Here is a 16,836-nt window from a genome sequence, read left to right as displayed (position 1 = left end):
AATGAAAATTTTCACATACACAGCAAGTGCATTACTGCTGATCGGGTTGGCAGGATGCAACAAAAATGAAGAGAGGTCGGATGCTTATGGCAATTTTGAAGCGACCGAAGTGCTGGTTTCTTCGGAAGCCACAGGCAAGCTCCTGCAGCTAAAGGTGGAGGAGGGCAGCCAGGTGAAGGCGGGTGCTGCCATTGGACTGGTGGATACCCTTGGCCTCCATTTGAAGAAAAAGCAACTCATAGCCTCTAAGCAAGCGATCAGAAGTAAGCTTCAAAACGAAAAAGTACAGATCGACGTGCTGCTTGAGCAGAAGGAGAACCTCGAAAGGGAGATCAAACGGGTGGACAAGCTGTTCGCCGAAGGGGCAGCGACTGCAAAGCAGCGTGACGACCTGCACGGGGAGTTGAAGGTGCTGAACAATAGAATTGACGCCACCAAAAGCCAGCTAAGCACAGCCAACAGAGGCTTGTTGTCTGAGTTGGCTCCTCTGGAGGTGCAGATAGAGCAAATAGAAGATCAAATTCAGCGCAGTGTGCTGGCAAGCCCGCTGGGAGGAACGGTGCTGTCAAAATATGCTGAAGCAGGTGAGATTGTAACTTTTGGCAAGCCGCTTTTTAAGGTAGCCGACCTGAAGGAATTGACACTGAGGGCCTACGTAGATGCACCGCAGTTGGCCTCCATCAAAATTGGCCAAAAGGTGAGGGTGCTGACCGACGGCAGCGACGGCAATTTGAAAGAGAATGAAGGAACGGTGTCATGGATCTCGTCATCAGCCGAGTTCACGCCGAAAATCATCCAAACAAGGGAAGAAAGGGTCAATTTGGTGTATGCGATCAAAGTGATGGTGCCCAACGATGGGGCATTGAAAATAGGAATGCCGGGTGAGGTTAAATTCTAAGGTCATGGAAAATCAAAACGCAGTTATTGTAAAGAACCTGGTGAAAACCTATGCCCATGTGGAGGCATTAAAGGAAATTTCTCTGAATGTTAAAAAAGGAGAGCTGTTCGGGGTAATTGGCCCCGATGGTGCTGGCAAAACTTCACTTTTCAGGATTATGTCTTCGCTGTTGCTGCCCGATAGTGGCGAAGTAAATGTTTTGGGCATTGATGTCACCAGAGACTATGCTTCAATTCGCAAAAAAATGGGCTATATGCCTGGTCGGTTTTCTCTTTATCAGGACCTGAGTATTGAAGAAAACATCAATCTGTTTGCTTCCATTTATGACACCACGCTGGAAGAGAATTATGAGAATATCAGGTATATCTATTCTCAAATTGAGCCTTTTAGAAAACGCAGAGCCGGAGCGCTATCAGGTGGAATGAAACAGAAGCTCGCCCTGTGCTGTGCACTTGTGCATAGCCCCGAAATTCTTTTCCTCGATGAGCCTACAACTGGTGTAGACGCCGTTTCGAGAAGCGAGTTTTGGGAGATTCTTCAGATGCTGAAAAAACGAGGAATGACCATTTTGGTATCCACTCCCTACATGGACGAGGCCAGCCTTTGTGACCGGGTGGCCCTCATGCAAGACGGCCGCATTCTTTCTGTCGATACACCGGCAAAAATTACTACTGCCTATGCGTACTCTCTTGTGGCCATCAAAACAAACGAAAAGTACAACATGCTTTCGTCGCTTCGAATGCTGGAGCAGGCCACACTGGTGTATCCATTTGGCGAAAACATCCACGTGGTGTCCGACAAAGGCAAGCTGACGAGTGAAGAGCTAACCAAATACCTCAGCGCTCAGGGGATGGAGAACTGGGAGATAGTGGAGGTAGCACCGGATATAGAGGACTGCTTTATTGCGTTGATGAATCAACATGTAGCGGCATGAGTAGTTCTATCATAGAAGTAGAAAATCTCACCAAGAGGTTCGGCACCTTCAAGGCCGTCGACTCCATTTCGCTCGAAGTGAAGCAGGGAGAAATCTTCGGGTTTCTGGGAGCCAATGGTGCCGGTAAAACCACCGCCATGAAGATGCTTTCAGGCTTGCTCAGCCCCACTTCCGGCAAGGCAATGGTAGCTGGTTTCGACGTGTTTAAGCAACAAAACCAGATCAAAAAATCCATAGGATACATGAGCCAGCGGTTTTCGCTTTACGACGACCTGACCATCAAAGAGAATATCCGGTTTTATGGCGGCATTTATGGTTTGAAGAGAAAGCAGTGGAAGGAAAAAGGAGAAAGGCTTATAAAAAGACTAGGACTCGACGAAGTGGAGGGTAAGCTTCTGAAAGACCTGCCATTGGGCTGGAAACAAAAACTGGCTTTTTCTATCGCCATTCTTCACGACCCCAAGATCGTTTTTCTCGATGAGCCTACAGGGGGAGTAGACCCCATCACCAGGCGACAGTTTTGGGAAATGATTTACGAAGCAGCCCACGACGGCATCACCGTGTTTGTAACCACACACTACATGGACGAAGCAGAATACTGCGACAGGATTTCGATGATGGTGGATGGCAGGGTGGAGGCCTACGATACACCAGAAGGTTTGAAAAAGAAATATGGTGTGAAAACCATGAACGAAGTATTTATCAAGGTGGCCCGGCCTTAGGGCGGCCAAAGAAGATAGCATTTCACTATGAAAAGACTGACTTCACTTATACGAAAGGAGTTTTACCACATCTTCAGAGACAAGCGAACGCTGCTGATACTCTTCGGAATGCCTGTGGTGCAAATTCTGCTTTTTGGTTATGCCATCACCAATGAGATCAAAGATGCTCACATTGCCATCCTCGATCAGTCGCACGACGAGGTGTCACGCAGGTTAGCTGATAAGCTGGTTGCCTCCGGATACTTTCTCCCTGACGGACAGGCTGAAAGTATTGACGACGTTGAACAGCTATTCAGGGAGGGCAGGATAAAGATGGCTGTGGTAGTCGAGCCTGATTTTGCAGACAAGCTCCAGCATGAAGGAAAAGCATCGGTGCAACTGCTGGCAGATGCCACCGACCCGAACATGGCCAATACGTTGGTTAATTACGCCACTGCCATCATCCAGAATTTTCAACTGGAACTGAACCAACCCGGGCAGCCCCCCATTCTTGTGGGGGCTGAGGTGAGGCTGCAATACAACCCCAGCCTGAAAGGCGTGTTTCTTTTTGTTCCGGGCCTTATTACCATCTTGCTCATGCTGGTATCGGCCATGATGACATCCATTTCGATAGCCAGAGAAAAGGAAACTGGCACAATGGAGGTATTGCTTGCCTCGCCTATGAACCCCGGTCAGGTGATTATAGCTAAGGTGGTGCCTTACTTCAGTCTGGCATTTCTTGATGCCGTAGTGGTGCTGCTGCTCGGCAGGTATGTCTTTGGTGTGCCTATAATGGGAAGCGTACCACTATTGCTGGCAGAGATCATGCTTTTCATCATTATGGCGCTGTCGCTGGGCATTCTAATTTCCACCGTAGCTCAAACTCAGCAAACTGCACTGTTGCTTTCGCTGATGGGACTGATGCTGCCGACGATCCTGCTTTCAGGCTTCATTTTTCCTATTGAGAATATGCCCTTACCACTGCAAATCATCTCGCACATTATCCCGGCCAGGTGGTTCATTGTGATCGAAAAGGCCATCATGCTCAAGGGGGTCGGCATCGCCTATTTCTGGAAGGAAACCCTTATTTTGATTGGATTTACCGTGTTTTTTATTGGGATGAGTATCAAGAAGTTCAATGTCAGACTTGGTTAAACTGAAAACACCATGAGAATTATTCTTTACCTCATACAGAAAGAGTTTTTGCAGATTTTCCGCAACAAGACCAACCTGCCCATTTTGTTTGTGATGCCGGTGCTGCAGCTGATTGTGTTGAGCTACGCTGCCGACTTCGAAATCAAAAACCTGAAGGTATACTGGATGGACAATGACCAGAGCAGCGCAAGCCGACAACTCTACCGTGATTTGACTGCCTCGGGCTACTTTACCATAGCAGGAACTGGTTTCGACCATGCGGAAGCCGCAGCGGCTCTTGACAAAAACGAGGCTGATCTGGTAGTGGAAATACCGGCGGGCATGGAAAAGAAGCTGGTTCGGAAAGAACCACAGCAATTGCAGGTGATAGTGAATGCTATTGACGGCACGAAAGCTGGTCTGGCCAACTATTACTTTGGCAGAATCCTTGGCGACTATAATCAGCGGGAGGTGGCAGCGCTGCAAATGAGGGTGGTGGCGAGCGGTCAGCCCATTGCCCGGCAAGTGATTAATGTCGAGTCGTCTTTCTGGTTCAATCCAGAGCTCAATTACAAGACCTTTATGGTGCCCGGCATTTTGGTGCTTTTGGTCACGATGATTGGTGCATTTTTGAGCTCAATGAATATTGTAAGAGAAAAAGAGATCGGCACAATCGAGCAGATCAATGTAACGCCCATTCAGAAATACCAGTTTGTGATTGGCAAGCTTTTGCCTTTCTGGCTGCTTGGCCTCATGGTGTTATCAATAGGGCTTATGGTTGCGAAGGTGGTGTTTAATATCCCGTTTGTAGGTAGCGTAGGGCTTATCTATGCATTTTCCGCCGTCTACCTGCTTTTGATTCTTGGCTTTGGCCTGTTGATTTCTACGCTTACCGACACGCAGCAGCAGGCCATGTTCCTTGCCTGGTTTTTTCTGGTTGTTTTTATTCTGATGGGTGGACTCTTCACCGCCATTGAAAATATGCCTGGCTGGGCCCAAACCATCACTTTGTTCAACCCGATCCGGTACTTTATAGAGTTTGTGCGACTTGTGATGCTTAAAGGTGCTGGCTGGCAGGAGACCAGGTTCTTTTTCGCAGTGATTTTCGGTTACGCTGTGTTGTTGAACGGACTGGCGATTTTGAACTATAAAAAGACGGCCTAGGTAAGGAACAGGATGAGGCTTTTGCTGAGTCAAAGCCCAATAGCCTTCAGATCCTCCAAAGTGTCAAGGTCAACGCTCGCTTCAGGCAGTGGGTAGCTGAGGACTTCGGCGTCAGATAAATTCTTTATAATTTTTCTGGCGCCCTGGTCTCCTTTCAGTAGCAATAGTTGTTCGAAATAGCTGCGGGGGAAAATGGCCGGAACACCAATGATTCCGGAATAGGCCGCACCTAAGACTTTACTTTGGTCGTTGAGCCATTTACCGACCATTTCTGAGAGGTGTTTTTCCGAGACAAACGGCTGATCCACCAGCAGAAACATGACGGCTTCAGCATCTGGCGGAAGGAAGCTCAGTCCTGCTTTTATCGAGGTGCTCATACCTTCGGAAAACTGGTCGTTGTATACTTCGGTGTACGAAAGACCAGTCAGTTCTTTGCAAACTTCTTCCCGTTTGGCACCAGTTACAACAAAAACATTGTATTCGTTTGCAAGCGCTTGCGTAATTGTTGTGACACGATGGCGTACCAGGGTTGAGTTTTTGAACGGTAGCAGCTGCTTGGCCTGCCCTAGCCGGGAAGACGAGCCTGCCGCCAGCAGAACGATGCTAAGCTTTGCCTTTTTTGGAGCTTGAGGCATTGAGCTGCTCATAAATATTGTTTAACAGTCGGTCGTCGTAGGCGCTGCGGTCGTGTATGGGGCCGTCAAGGTGTTTCAGGTAGCCACCTTTGGAATTGTTGAAAAATGCCTGAATCTCGGCAATGACCGACAATGCAATTTCATCGGGTGTTTCTGCACCCAGGTCAAGACCTATGGGTGAGTGAACGGTAGCTGCCCAGGCATCTCCCGGGTAAATACCCTCTTCCTTCAACTGGTCAACCATTTTATCGAAACGCTTCTTAGGGCCCATAATGCCCAGGTACGCCGGTGGGTTTTTGATCAGCTCTTTGAGTACGGCGTAATCGTACTTGTAATTGTGCGACATAAGAATGGCAGCGCTGAATCTTTTGAATATGATATCAGTAGACACGTGGTCTCGTTGGCAGAGGGTCACATTCTCAGCATCGGGAAAACGCTTAGCACCGAGGTGAGCGATACAGTCGTCGGTCACTGTCACTGCCCAGCCCAGGTTTTTCGCCATCGACGTTACTGGCGCCGCATCGAAACCACCACCAAAGACCACCAACTGAATGCCAGGGTGCAGCGTTTCTACCAGCACTTCCACCATAGCCTCATCGACCGTGTATTGGCAGATGGCAGGCCGGTTTGCCACAAAGGCTTTTTGAGCATCGGCAGCTATGAGCGCTTCTAAATTTGCATGGCCGATAGTACTGTATTTTTCACCCAATCCATTGAGTAAAAACCTCTGGCCCTGATATGGATTTTCAGCGATAGAAGAGTCGAACACCGTGGCCAGCACAGCCAGCTCACCTCTCTCCACGAACTTTTCAAGCAGGTGAATAGAGTTGAAAACATCCAGCTCATTGATGGGCTCAATCAGCACGTCGATGATGCCATTGCAGCCGAGGCCGACGCCCAGGCTGGTGGCGCTATTGTCGTCCATGGTGTCGTATGTAACAAGCGAAGGACGATTGTTGAGAATTGCCTGACGGGCCTTGCGGAGTGCGTCACCTTCCAGGCAGCCACCGCTGATGGCACCTGTCCAGCGTCCGTCGTCCGTCATCAGCATTCTCGCACCCGGCCTTCTGTACGACGAACCATGCACCCGCATAACAGTGGCCAACGCAGCTTTTTGAGTTGAAAAATTAACTTTTCTGTAAGCCTCAATGATGCTTTTTGCCTCTTTCATAATATCAACTCAATTTACAACTCTTCATCAATTCTATCCACCCATTCAAAAAATAAACCCCATGAAGGGGTTAGTTAATACATATTTAAGACCAATCAAGTTTCACCAGGTGGTGCCTTTTAAATCTCTTGCTGCTTTCATGATGTCCCGTCTGCTGATCTGGCCTTTCAGCACACCTTTGCTGTCAATCACAGGAAACCTGCGAAAATGAGTAGTGAGAAACTCATTGGCCACATCAAAAATGTCTTTATCAACATCCATGGTTTTCACTTTTCTCGACATGTAATTTTTTACTTTCCCCTCGTGATTTGGGTGATTATGGTAAGCAGAATCAATAATAATTCTCAGGCAGTCTTTTTCCGAAAGCATTCCTACCAACTCGCCGACGTCATTCAACACAGGGCCGCCAGATATCCGCTTGTCCAACATAAGGTCGATGGCTTCCTGAATATTTTGATCTGGATGAAAAGTGAAGACATCCTTGACCATGTAGTCGGTAACGGGGGCGTATTTAATGGGTTCGACAGTCCTGGTAGTACCAGTATCTTTTGGGGGAGTAAAATTCATTGTCAGTTGTTTAAGTGATATGATAGGTTATATAATGAGCCTGGATAAATCAGGAAGTATAAGTTACGGAACTATCAGGAGGATTCAAACTAGACTGACTATGTTTTCTGTAAAATCAGTACATAGTTTTGAGATTTCAGAATTTGCAGAATAATATTTTTACGAAACAAAATCTTCGATATAAGATTTTATTTGAGGGATCAGGAGCACATCAGCCCTGCTCAATTCCAAAGCCTCCATGTTGTTGAAATCTACCCAGTCAAAAGCCAGGTGTTCGGTAAGGTGCACGTCTCCGCTTATCCACCGGCAATTCCAAGCTGTCAGGTCGATGCGGGGCACCTCTATGGATACGGTGCCAATTTTCTCAGTGGGACTCACCTCAATGGACAACTCTTCCCTGATTTCCCGGGTGAGCGCTTCTTGCTCCGTTTCTCCCGGTTCAACTTTGCCTCCGGGGAATTCCCATTTGAGGCCCTCTTTTTTGTGAGCAGGACGTTTCGTTACCAAAATTTTTGACCCACTTATAATAATCGCACAAACAACTGAAAGCATGGGCTAGAAAATCTCTACTCTGCTGAGTAGCATGTCCGATTTGAAAGTGTTATTTTGAAATGACAAGGTGAGGTCTTTCTTGTCGAGCGAAATCTTGCCGCCCAGCATATCGATAGCTGAGTACTCTATTTCCTGCTTGGTTAAAATGTCAAGATAGTACTCCTCGTTGGCACGTCTTATCTCGAAGCTAAACTTTTGAACCAGGCGGTCTTCACGAAAAACCTCGGCGTTTTTACCAGAGATAAGCACCTTATATAGAATACCTGTTTTTAGCGTGCTGACGGTGATAGCACCAAAAGGTGTAGGGTACTTTGTATTTACCCAAACCCAGACGCCACTGACCTCAACATTCTTTCTATTGATGGCTTCCTCCATCGGATCAACTTTGGAGCATCCGTCCAAAAGCACCAAAACTGTCAGGAAAAATAGCGCTTTTGTCATAGGATAAGCTTGGAGTAAATGCAGGCCGACGGAACGCCGGATACCCTCGCCCCATCAATTTAAGGAATAAACAGTTATAGTCCTCTGCATCCCTACTGGGCAAAACAAAAAAAAAGCGAGCCCTGCCCGCTTTTTACGTTGATTTCGGTCTGATTATTTTACGTTGAACGAAACGTCCAGGTCGCCCCATAGCAGGCTCACTTTGCCCGACTTGTCTATCGTGTAGGTCAACCTTTCGGAGGCAGTTACAGCTTTTTTCGGCTTTACACTTACTTGCAGAGCATCTTCTCCCTTATTTTTTTCGTAGTCAAAAGCGCCCCAGGTGTCCCAGGTTTTGTTGAAGATAAGTGTCCAGTCGTCACCGTTTTTCAATGTAAAAAATGCGTATTTTCCAGCTGGAAGTGCCTTGCCTTCTATTTTTACATCTTTGTCAACTTCGAATACAGTGGCGTTGTTAGCCCCAGCTCTCCATACCTTGCCTTCCATTGGCTCCACGTCTTTCCCCATTGTTCTGCCCTTCAAAGCAGGTGAGCTGTAATTGATTGATACGGTGGCTCCACTCTTTATCTTTTCTGATACTGACGCAGCAGGGCTTGGTTTGTCCTGGGCGAGGAGGTTGCCAAAAGCAATGGTGAAGAGTCCCAAACAAAGCGCAAAAATTTTGTAGCTAGTTTTCATGGTTTGTGATTTAGTTAAAGGATACCACTGTAGACGAACCAGCAACCCAAAATGTTTTGGCTTTGATGTTCGTTTCAATAAATGGTTCCGATCCAGTCAAACATATCCACCTTCACATACTGTGAGTATTTACCTCTGAAGTCTGATATGGCAATTTTCAGATTGTTTCTGCTTACTGAATCTTCGTCCAGATAAAAAACGAAAGCAGACGTGCCAGCTGGAGTGGCGCTTGCCCGCCTGAGGGATACTTTATTTTCTTCATCGATAAGAAAATAAGTGTAGTCGCCTTTCACCAGCGCAGTGTCGGCAAGCCCGTTGTCGCTAAGGAGGTCAAAAAAGTTATCTACAAGAGTGTTCGACTGCTGCGATTCGGAATATTTCTGGATGCTGCCCCAAAGTATGCCTTCGGGCATTCGGTAAACCTGGGGGTTCACAAACGCAAAGTCATCGCTTTCCGTCATGTCCAGCGTATAGCCAGTGTCTGAAATAACAAGAGTGCCTGTAGACGCTGGCTTGTCTTTCACTTTCAGGCTTAAGTTGTACGTTCCATTTACAATTTTTGAAAAAGAATAAACATTGTAGGCTGGGCCGGTTTCGGAGCGGCAAGTACTGTTTTTGTAAATCTCATTGAATACGATATCAAGTTTGTTTTCATCTGCATCTACTGTCATTAAGATATTGTAATTGGAACATTCATACAGATTGGTTGACTCAAATAAGATTTGAAAGAATGGATCTTCTCCACTTACGTCTTCCAGCATTGTTACATTAATTTTGCTTGTGATAGGGCCTTGAAATTCGTCACTATCGAGGCTGCACGAGAACAAAAACCCCAACCCCACCACTGCAATGATTGCAATCTTCTTCATACACTATTTTTTTTGGTATTAAGAGACAAATTTGGTGACAAATGGTTGGAATGTTGCACCTCAAAATCACAATTCACAAAAAAATGGCGGTTTTGCCTGTCAGAAAATTGCAGATCGCTGAAATACAGGCCAGTTGATATTCCACAATCCCAAACTTTGTTTGCACAGGCTCTTCAAATCATAAATTATTACCTAATTTTGCAGACTTTTAAAGGAACGTATGGATCACATCCGCAATTTCTGCATAATAGCACACATAGATCACGGTAAAAGCACCCTTGCTGACAGGCTCCTTGAGGCCACTCACACCATCACTGATCGGGAAAGGCAGAATCAGCTTCTTGACAACATGGACTTGGAGCGGGAGCGAGGCATCACCATTAAGAGCCACGCCATTCAAATGAACTACAAGAGTGGTGGCAAGGATTACGTGCTCAACCTGATTGACACACCAGGCCACGTTGACTTTTCTTACGAGGTATCACGCTCCATTGCCGCCTGCGAAGGGGCACTTTTGATTGTTGATGCATCTCAGGGCATTGAAGCGCAGACCATTTCCAATCTGTACCTGGCTTTAAATCACGACCTCGAGATCATACCGGTGCTCAACAAAATTGACTTGCCCGGCGCTATGGTGGAGGAGGTAAAAGACCAGGTGGTGGAATTGCTCGGTTGTACCCGGGAAGAGATTCTATTGGCCAGCGGAAAAGAAGGTATTGGCATAGACGAGATACTGGAGGCTATCGTTCAGAGGATCAAGCCACCCAAGGGAGATCCTAACGGCCCCTTGCAGGCGATGATATTTGACTCCGTTTTCAACTCTTTCAGAGGCGTTGAGGTTATTTTCAGGGTGTTCAATGGCACCATGAAAAAAGGAGAAAAGGTAAAATTCATGAATATCGGCAGCATTTACGATGTGGACGAAATTGGCGTACTCAAACTCAAACAATCACCAAAAGCAGAAATTAGCGCTGGTAATGTTGGGTACCTGATCTCTGGCATAAAAGTGGCCAAGGAAGTAAAAGTAGGAGACACGATCACCCATGTGGACAGGCCAGCGGCCGTTGCCATCAAGGGTTTTGAAGATGTGAAGCCGATGGTTTTTGCAGGCATTTATCCTGTTGAAACTTCGGAATACGAAGAGCTTAGGGCATCAATGGAAAAGCTACAGCTCAATGATGCCTCCCTCGTTTGGGAACCAGAGACTTCAGCAGCTCTTGGCTTTGGCTTTAGGTGCGGTTTTCTTGGCATGCTTCACATGGAAATTATCCAGGAGCGCCTGGAGCGGGAGTTTGACATGACTGTGATCACCACAGTGCCTTCTGTGCGGTTTCATGCCACGCTCAAGGGCGGGGAAATGCTGAAAGTAAGTGCACCGTCGGAAATGCCTGACCCCATTGCTTTAGATTTCATCGAAGAGCCTTTTATCAGGGCGCAGATAATAAGTAAATCAGAATACATCGGCCCCATCATCTCTCTATGTATCGACAAGCGTGGCGAAATAAAAAACCAGGTATACCTTACCTCCGACAGGGTAGAGCTGACGTTCGAACTGCCGCTGTCAGAAATCGTATTTGACTTCTTCGATAAGCTGAAAACAATTTCCAGGGGCTATGCTTCTCTCGACTATGAGCTGATAGGCTATCGTCAGTCGAACATGGTGAAGCTCGATATCATGCTCAATGGTGAGCGGGTCGATGCCCTTTCGGCCATTGTGCACCGGGACAAGGCTTACGATTGGGGCAAGAAGCTCTGCGAAAAATTGCGTGAGTTGTTGCCACGCCAAATGTTTGAAATAGCGATTCAGGCGGCCATTGGGGCGAAAATCATCTCCAGGGAAACTGTGAAAGCCATGCGTAAAAACGTGTTGGCTAAGTGCTACGGTGGTGATATTAGCCGTAAGCGTAAGCTACTTGAAAAGCAGAAAAAAGGTAAGAAACGGATGCGCCAGGTAGGCAATGTGGAAATTCCACAGGAAGCCTTTATGGCGGTATTGAAAATAGACTAAACCATAAAAGATGCCTCAGATACTTGATGGTAAAAAGGTAGCTGCAGAAATTAAGCAGGAGATTGCAGCCAAAGTAAACGAATTGGTGGCTCAGGGTAAGAGAGCACCTCATTTGGCCATCATTATTGTTGGTGATGACGGGGCAAGCCACACCTACGTGAATGGTAAGATCAAGGCTTGTAAGGAAGTTGGGTTCGACTTCACGCTTATGCACTTTGCCAAGACCATCTCTGAGGAAAAGCTCATCAAGCATATAGAGCAATTTAACGCCGATACAGACATCGATGGTTTTATCGTGCAGTTGCCTTTGCCGGAGCATATTTCAGTAGAAAAAGTGACTGAAAGTATCTCGGCCGAGAAAGATGTTGATGGGTTTACCAACCAGAACTTTGGAAGTATAGGTTCGCAAACCCCTTTGCTAATGCCTGCTACTCCTTTTGGGGTGATGGAGCTGTTGAATCGCTACAAGATTGAAACCAAAGGAAAGTATTGTGTGGTGGTAGGTGCAAGTAGGCTGGTGGGAGCACCGCTGGGCATACTCATGACCCAGCAGGGACAAGCCACAGTAACACTTTGCCACAAATACACCGAAAACATTTCTCAATACACCAAAAATGCCGACATCCTGCTGGTGGCCGTAGGCAAACCACACCTTGTCACTGCCGACATGGTGAAGGATGGTGCGGTGGTGGTAGACGTGGGAACTACGAGAATCGACGACCCTACCAGGAAATCCGGCTTTAGGCTGGTAGGTGATGTGGACTATGACAACGTGGCACCAAAAGCGTCTTATATTACGCCAGTGCCGGGAGGCGTGGGGCCAATGACCATTGCGTCATTGTTGATGAACACGCTTCGTGCCTACGAAATGCTTCTTGAAACAGCCTGATACCATATTGCCTTCAATAAAAACAGCCCTTCCGTTAATGGAAGCTTTCTATACCATACAGGGTGAAGGAGCTTTCCAGGGGCATGCTGCCTATTTCATTCGCCTTGGTGGTTGCGATGTGGGCTGCGTGTGGTGCGATGTAAAGGAGAGCTGGGAAGCGGCGGCTCATCCAGATACAGAAGTTGCCAGGATAGTGAAGGAAGCTTTGCAGTTTCCGGCAAGAGTGGCTGTTGTTACTGGTGGGGAGCCCCTGATGTACAACCTCGAAGAACTGACCAGTCAGCTTAAAGACAAAGGATTCAGAACCCATATCGAAACGTCTGGCGCCTATCCGCTTTCGGGAAGTTGGGACTGGGTGTGCTTTTCCCCGAAAAAATTCAAAGAGCCGCTTCCAGAAGTAGCTTTGGCGGCAGATGAGCTTAAGGTGATCGTCTACAACAAGTCAGACTTTAAATGGGCCGAGAAGTACGAAGCCCTTGTTGGCAAAAATTGCCGACTGTTTCTACAGCCCGAATGGTCACAGCAGGAAAAGGTGACACCTCTGATCATTGACTACATCAAAGCCAACCCGCAGTGGCAGGTTTCACTTCAGGTGCACAAATACCTGAATATTCCTTAATTCAGGAATGCTCTATATCTGTATAAAAATCCGCCAGTGCCCTTCCCGGTAAATTTCGAAGTTTAGCTCGCAGTCGAGCTGGTAGGAGTTGAAAGCGCTGGGCGCATAGAAATTAATAGTGGCATTGGTCAGCGGATACACCACCTTGGTAAAAGCCACGATAGTTTGGCTACTTTCAAACATAGGCGACTTGTCGGCCGAAGCTTGCAGCTGACTAACCCCAATCGGTAGCCCGTTTCGCTGAATTAGTATTTCGACCTGGTTGGGGGTGTCGGCCATATGCACAAACCTTGTTCTGAGAATATTCCGCTTTTGTCCCACAGTGTAAGAAGAAACGTACTCACCAACGTACTTGTCTTTGTCCCAGTAGCCGGTTACGATGCTATCTGGCACGCCAAGTTTTCTGATATAGAGCTCACCCTTACCATCTTTGAGACCATTTTTGAATTCACCCTTATAAAGGTTTCCATTCGACCAGGTGTAAGTGCCTACGCCGTCCGGGTAGCCTTTCTTGAAGCTCCCCTCATAGGTGTGAGAACCGAGTGCCTTACCAATACCATGAGCAAGCCCTTTTTTGCATTCACCATCGTACTCAAGGGCGAGCGTTTCCATCAGTACCTCGCAGTCTTTCTGAATGGTTGGGTCCGGCCCTAAAAAAAGAAACAACCCGGCAAAAAGTAGTGTAAAAAATGTGTTCATATTGAGTTTAGGTTTTAGGCTACAACAGGTTGCTTTTCAAAAGCACTTACTGGAAGATACAATATAACCCAAACAGGGGGAGTAAATCTATATGAAAAGTCAATCTGGAGGCAAAGAATTCAGTTTTTTTGGACAAACGCTTGTTGAAAGAGCTTGGAGAAGCTCAGTATAGTCTCAATAAACCTCGATTGTGATCAGCCACCTCGCTTTTTTGAATATGTCGAATTCAACATGGTATTCTAAAATGGCAGAACCAACCGGTGCCTGGCTGCGGAAGTCTAGTTTTGCACCAGTAAATGGAAAGTCCAGCTTGCGCAGCACGGTGTATTCAAATTCCGACAACGGCTTAACCTCCTGATCACTCACCAACCTCAGCCCGTCTGCCACTACCGATTGCTTGTTCCTGGCATAAACAATCATTATTTCCGACCCGTTCTCAGTTATTTCTTCAATCATTACACTTTTGATATTGCTGGAGTGCGATTCTCTGTAGGGCAAATTTGAAGCTCCTACGAAAATATCTTTGATCCAGTATCCTGCAAGAAGGCTGTCCTTTTGACCTTCCCTTTTCATCTTCATTTCTCCATAGCCTTCTTTCACACCTTTTACAAAGTCTCCCGAGAAATAGTCACCATTCTTCCAAATGTATCGCCCCTGTCCTTCGGGCAGCCCTTTTTTGAACTCACCGATATAGGTGTCAATGCCTTTAGCAGTACCCGTTCCCTCAGCCAGCCCTTTTTTACAGTCACCATCGTAAGTGCCCGAAATAGTTTCCAGAAGTACTTCGCAGTCTTTTACAGGTGAAATGGCCTGATCACCAAGAAACACAATTAGGAGAATGATAAAGCTTTTGATCATGATACTTTAAATAGATGTTGAAGACAAATCTATGGCTTCTGCCGTTATGTATTCAATTTTTTATAATAGGATAATAGCTAATTTAGTGTGATGATACGATTTGCTTCTCTTTTGGTGGTGATATTATTCTTCGGCATAGCTGACCTGGCCGCCCAGTCCACTTACACCACCGAAGATAAAAAGGCGATAAAATATTACGAACAATCGGCCCTGCAGATCAGAGGCCGTGACTTCAACGGCGGTATTGAATCACTGCAAAGTGCCTTGTTGCGTGATCCCTCATTTATAGAGGCTCACCTGCGACTTGCTTCAGCCTATAAGGTGCTGCTGAGATACGATCTTGCCGAGACACAGTACCGGGAAGCGCTGGCGGTGGACTCACTTAATAAACTAAATTTTGACACCTACTTTGCCCTTGGCCTGATGATTTACGACAATGGCGAATATAAGGAGGCTAGGAAATACCTATCAAGGTATATTCAAACCAACCCAAACAATGCAGGGAGAGAGGGCTTGGCGATGGATCTTATCAAGAATATTGATTTTGCGCTCGACCTGATGAGCAACCCCTTGCCGTTCAATCCGGAGCCCCTGCCTGCTCCGCTCAACAAGTATGTGATGCAGTACTTTCCGGCCGTTACAGCTGATGGGAAGCAGCTTTTCTTCACTGTTCGGAAAGGTAACACTGCCAACGACGATGAGGATATTTATGTAACGGAGCAAAATGATGAAGGCGTTTGGTCGGAACCAGAGCCCATTTCCGATCTGATTAACTCACACAGGAACGAAGGCACTAGTTCGGTTTCTGCTGATGGTCGTATGCTGATTTTCACCTCCTGCCAGGCACCTGGAGGGTTTGGGAGCTGCGATCTTTATTTTGTTCAAAAGGAAGGAGATACATGGGGCAAGCCTCAGAATATTGGCCAGCCAATCAATTCTTCCGGCTGGGAGTCGCAACCATCGCTATCGGCTGACGGTCGCACACTCTATTTTGTGAGCGACCGAAGGGGAGGGCAGGGGAAAAGAGATATTTGGGTCAGCACCCTGTCGGCTCGTGACAACTGGATGGAGCCGGTGAACCTCGGCCCCGTTATCAACACGGAAGGCGACGACCTGTCGCCTTTTATTCACGTCAACGGCCAGTCTTTGTACTTCTCCTCGTCAGGGCATAAGGGGCTTGGTAAGTATGACTTGTTTCTGAGTGAAAAAAATGGGCTTGAGTGGTCCCAGCCGAAGAACCTTGGCTACCCCATCAATACAAAAGACGATCAGGTATCGCTGGTTATCACCTCTGACGGCACCAAAGCCTATTACTCTCATGAGGTGATAGAGAATAACCGGGATTTTCAAAGCTCATTGTACACATTTGACGTGCCTGAGGAAATTCGGGTGCAAAACAAAAGTAATTTCCTCACAGGCAGGGTAATGGATATAGAGACCAAAAAGCCACTGGGAGCGTCCATTGAGATGTTCGACATCAACGATGCGTCGCTTAACTACAAAGTGACCTCCGACAAGGTGGATGGAAAGTACTTTGTAGTGCTTACCGAGGGCAAGGAGTATTCTATTTACGTTACCCGCAAAGGCTATCTGTTTGAAAACCTTACATTTAACTATCTGGAGAAAAAGTCAAGGGAGCCTGAAGTCCTTGATATCTATTTGACGCCTATTAAAGCAGGAGCTACGTCGGTACTTAAGAATATATTTTTCGATGTTGACCAGTATGTGCTGAAAGAGAAGTCTAAAACAGAATTGGACGAAGTGATAAAGTTTTTGAAAGACAACGAGCAGATAAGGATGGAAATAGAAGGGCACACTGACAATACGGGCAGTACTTCTCACAACTTGGAACTGTCGACAAATAGGGCAAAATCGGTTTATGATTTTTTAGTCAAGGCGGGAATCCCAAAGGAAAGGCTTCAATACAAAGGGTACGGATCAACCAAACCCAAAGTTGACAATAGTACGGAAGAAGGAAAGCAGCTTAACAGAAGAATTGAGTTCAGAATACTTTAGCAC

General features: G+C 46.7%; 18 protein-coding genes. 9 read left to right on the top strand and 9 right to left on the bottom strand.

The window, feature by feature from the left end; all coding sequences use genetic code 11:
- Position 1: 1 nt before the first annotated feature.
- Genes GC130_RS22740 through GC130_RS22720 form a run of 5 tightly spaced genes read left to right on the top strand, consistent with a single transcriptional unit; the run spans position 2 to position 4,831 of the window.
- Positions 2 to 898 (top strand): HlyD family secretion protein, encoded by an 897-nt coding sequence (locus tag GC130_RS22740; protein WP_152000663.1) that lies wholly within the window; start codon positions 2 to 4, stop codon positions 896 to 898.
- A gap of 4 nt (positions 899 to 902) precedes the next feature.
- Positions 903 to 1,832 carry an ABC transporter ATP-binding protein gene (locus GC130_RS22735; protein ID WP_152000662.1) on the top strand — a complete coding sequence of 310 codons (930 nt, stop codon included), beginning with the start codon at positions 903 to 905 and terminating at the stop codon, positions 1,830 to 1,832.
- Positions 1,829 to 2,554: an ABC transporter ATP-binding protein gene (locus GC130_RS22730; RefSeq protein WP_152000661.1), complete on the top strand. Its 726-nt coding sequence runs from the start codon at positions 1,829 to 1,831 to the stop codon at positions 2,552 to 2,554. The genes GC130_RS22735 and GC130_RS22730 overlap by 4 nt, the downstream gene beginning before the upstream one ends.
- Positions 2,555 to 2,581: 27 nt before the next feature.
- A complete protein-coding gene (locus GC130_RS22725; protein WP_152000660.1) occupies positions 2,582 to 3,688 on the top strand; it encodes an ABC transporter permease in 1,107 nt (368 codons plus the stop codon).
- 12 nt (positions 3,689 to 3,700) lie between these two features.
- Positions 3,701 to 4,831, top strand: coding sequence for an ABC transporter permease (locus GC130_RS22720; RefSeq protein WP_152000659.1), 1,131 nt, complete (start codon positions 3,701 to 3,703; stop codon positions 4,829 to 4,831).
- A 29-nt stretch (positions 4,832 to 4,860) separates the two neighbouring features.
- Here GC130_RS22720 and GC130_RS22715 read toward each other — a convergent pair whose 3' ends face one another.
- The 7 genes from GC130_RS22715 to GC130_RS22685 form a co-directional block, all read right to left on the bottom strand.
- A complete protein-coding gene (locus GC130_RS22715; protein WP_152000658.1) occupies positions 4,861 to 5,478 on the bottom strand; it encodes a nucleotidyltransferase family protein in 618 nt (205 codons plus the stop codon).
- Complete coding sequence (locus GC130_RS22710; RefSeq protein WP_152000657.1) at positions 5,435 to 6,637, bottom strand: XdhC family protein; 1,203 nt, start codon at positions 6,635 to 6,637, stop codon at positions 5,435 to 5,437. Before GC130_RS22710 ends, GC130_RS22715 begins: the two co-directional genes overlap by 44 nt.
- A 102-nt stretch (positions 6,638 to 6,739) precedes the next feature.
- The gene (locus GC130_RS22705; RefSeq protein WP_152000656.1) at positions 6,740 to 7,204 is read right to left on the bottom strand and encodes a CBS domain-containing protein; all 465 of its coding nucleotides are present in this window, start codon (positions 7,202 to 7,204) and stop codon (positions 6,740 to 6,742) included.
- Positions 7,205 to 7,363: 159 nt separating this feature from the next.
- Positions 7,364 to 7,756 (bottom strand): (deoxy)nucleoside triphosphate pyrophosphohydrolase, encoded by a 393-nt coding sequence (locus GC130_RS29130; RefSeq protein WP_152000655.1) that lies wholly within the window; start codon positions 7,754 to 7,756, stop codon positions 7,364 to 7,366.
- Between the two features lie 3 nt (positions 7,757 to 7,759).
- A complete protein-coding gene (locus GC130_RS22695; protein ID WP_152000654.1) occupies positions 7,760 to 8,197 on the bottom strand; it encodes a hypothetical protein in 438 nt (145 codons plus the stop codon).
- Positions 8,198 to 8,350: 153 nt separating this feature from the next.
- Positions 8,351 to 8,875: a DUF2911 domain-containing protein gene (locus GC130_RS22690; RefSeq protein ID WP_152000653.1), complete on the bottom strand. Its 525-nt coding sequence runs from the start codon at positions 8,873 to 8,875 to the stop codon at positions 8,351 to 8,353.
- Positions 8,876 to 8,949: 74 nt separating this feature from the next.
- Complete coding sequence (locus GC130_RS22685; RefSeq protein WP_152000652.1) at positions 8,950 to 9,744, bottom strand: hypothetical protein; 795 nt, start codon at positions 9,742 to 9,744, stop codon at positions 8,950 to 8,952.
- Between the two features lie 220 nt (positions 9,745 to 9,964).
- On the opposite strand from GC130_RS22685, the gene lepA reads away from it, so the two are divergent.
- From lepA to GC130_RS22670, 3 genes are read left to right on the top strand one after another with little or no spacing between them, the layout of a single operon-like run.
- Entirely contained in the window at positions 9,965 to 11,752 is a 1,788-nt protein-coding gene (gene lepA / locus GC130_RS22680; RefSeq protein WP_152000651.1) for a translation elongation factor 4, read from the top strand.
- A gap of 10 nt (positions 11,753 to 11,762) precedes the next feature.
- Positions 11,763 to 12,641 carry a bifunctional 5,10-methylenetetrahydrofolate dehydrogenase/5,10-methenyltetrahydrofolate cyclohydrolase gene (locus GC130_RS22675; RefSeq protein ID WP_152000650.1) on the top strand — a complete coding sequence of 293 codons (879 nt, stop codon included), beginning with the start codon at positions 11,763 to 11,765 and terminating at the stop codon, positions 12,639 to 12,641.
- A gap of 37 nt (positions 12,642 to 12,678) precedes the next feature.
- On the top strand, positions 12,679 to 13,260 hold the full coding sequence (locus GC130_RS22670) for a 7-carboxy-7-deazaguanine synthase QueE (protein WP_152000649.1): 582 nt from the start codon (positions 12,679 to 12,681) through the stop codon (positions 13,258 to 13,260).
- Positions 13,261 to 13,272: 12 nt separating this feature from the next.
- Here the strand turns inward: GC130_RS22670 and GC130_RS22665 are convergent, their stop codons facing one another.
- Positions 13,273 to 13,959, bottom strand: a complete 687-nt coding sequence (locus GC130_RS22665; RefSeq protein WP_152000648.1) for a hypothetical protein — start codon at positions 13,957 to 13,959, stop codon at positions 13,273 to 13,275.
- 174 nt (positions 13,960 to 14,133) lie between these two features.
- Positions 14,134 to 14,817 carry a hypothetical protein gene (locus GC130_RS22660; protein ID WP_152000647.1) on the bottom strand — a complete coding sequence of 228 codons (684 nt, stop codon included), beginning with the start codon at positions 14,815 to 14,817 and terminating at the stop codon, positions 14,134 to 14,136.
- Positions 14,818 to 14,907: 90 nt separating this feature from the next.
- Between GC130_RS22660 and GC130_RS22655 the strand changes: the two genes are divergently transcribed.
- Positions 14,908 to 16,833: an OmpA family protein gene (locus tag GC130_RS22655; RefSeq protein WP_152000646.1), complete on the top strand. Its 1,926-nt coding sequence runs from the start codon at positions 14,908 to 14,910 to the stop codon at positions 16,831 to 16,833.
- Positions 16,834 to 16,836 lie beyond the last annotated feature (3 nt).

The organism is Imperialibacter sp. EC-SDR9 (genome assembly GCF_902498805.1).
Taxonomy (GTDB): domain Bacteria; phylum Bacteroidota; class Bacteroidia; order Cytophagales; family Cyclobacteriaceae; genus Imperialibacter.
Note: the sequence above shows the minus strand (reverse complement) of the source record. Positions and strands in the feature narration are given on the sequence as shown.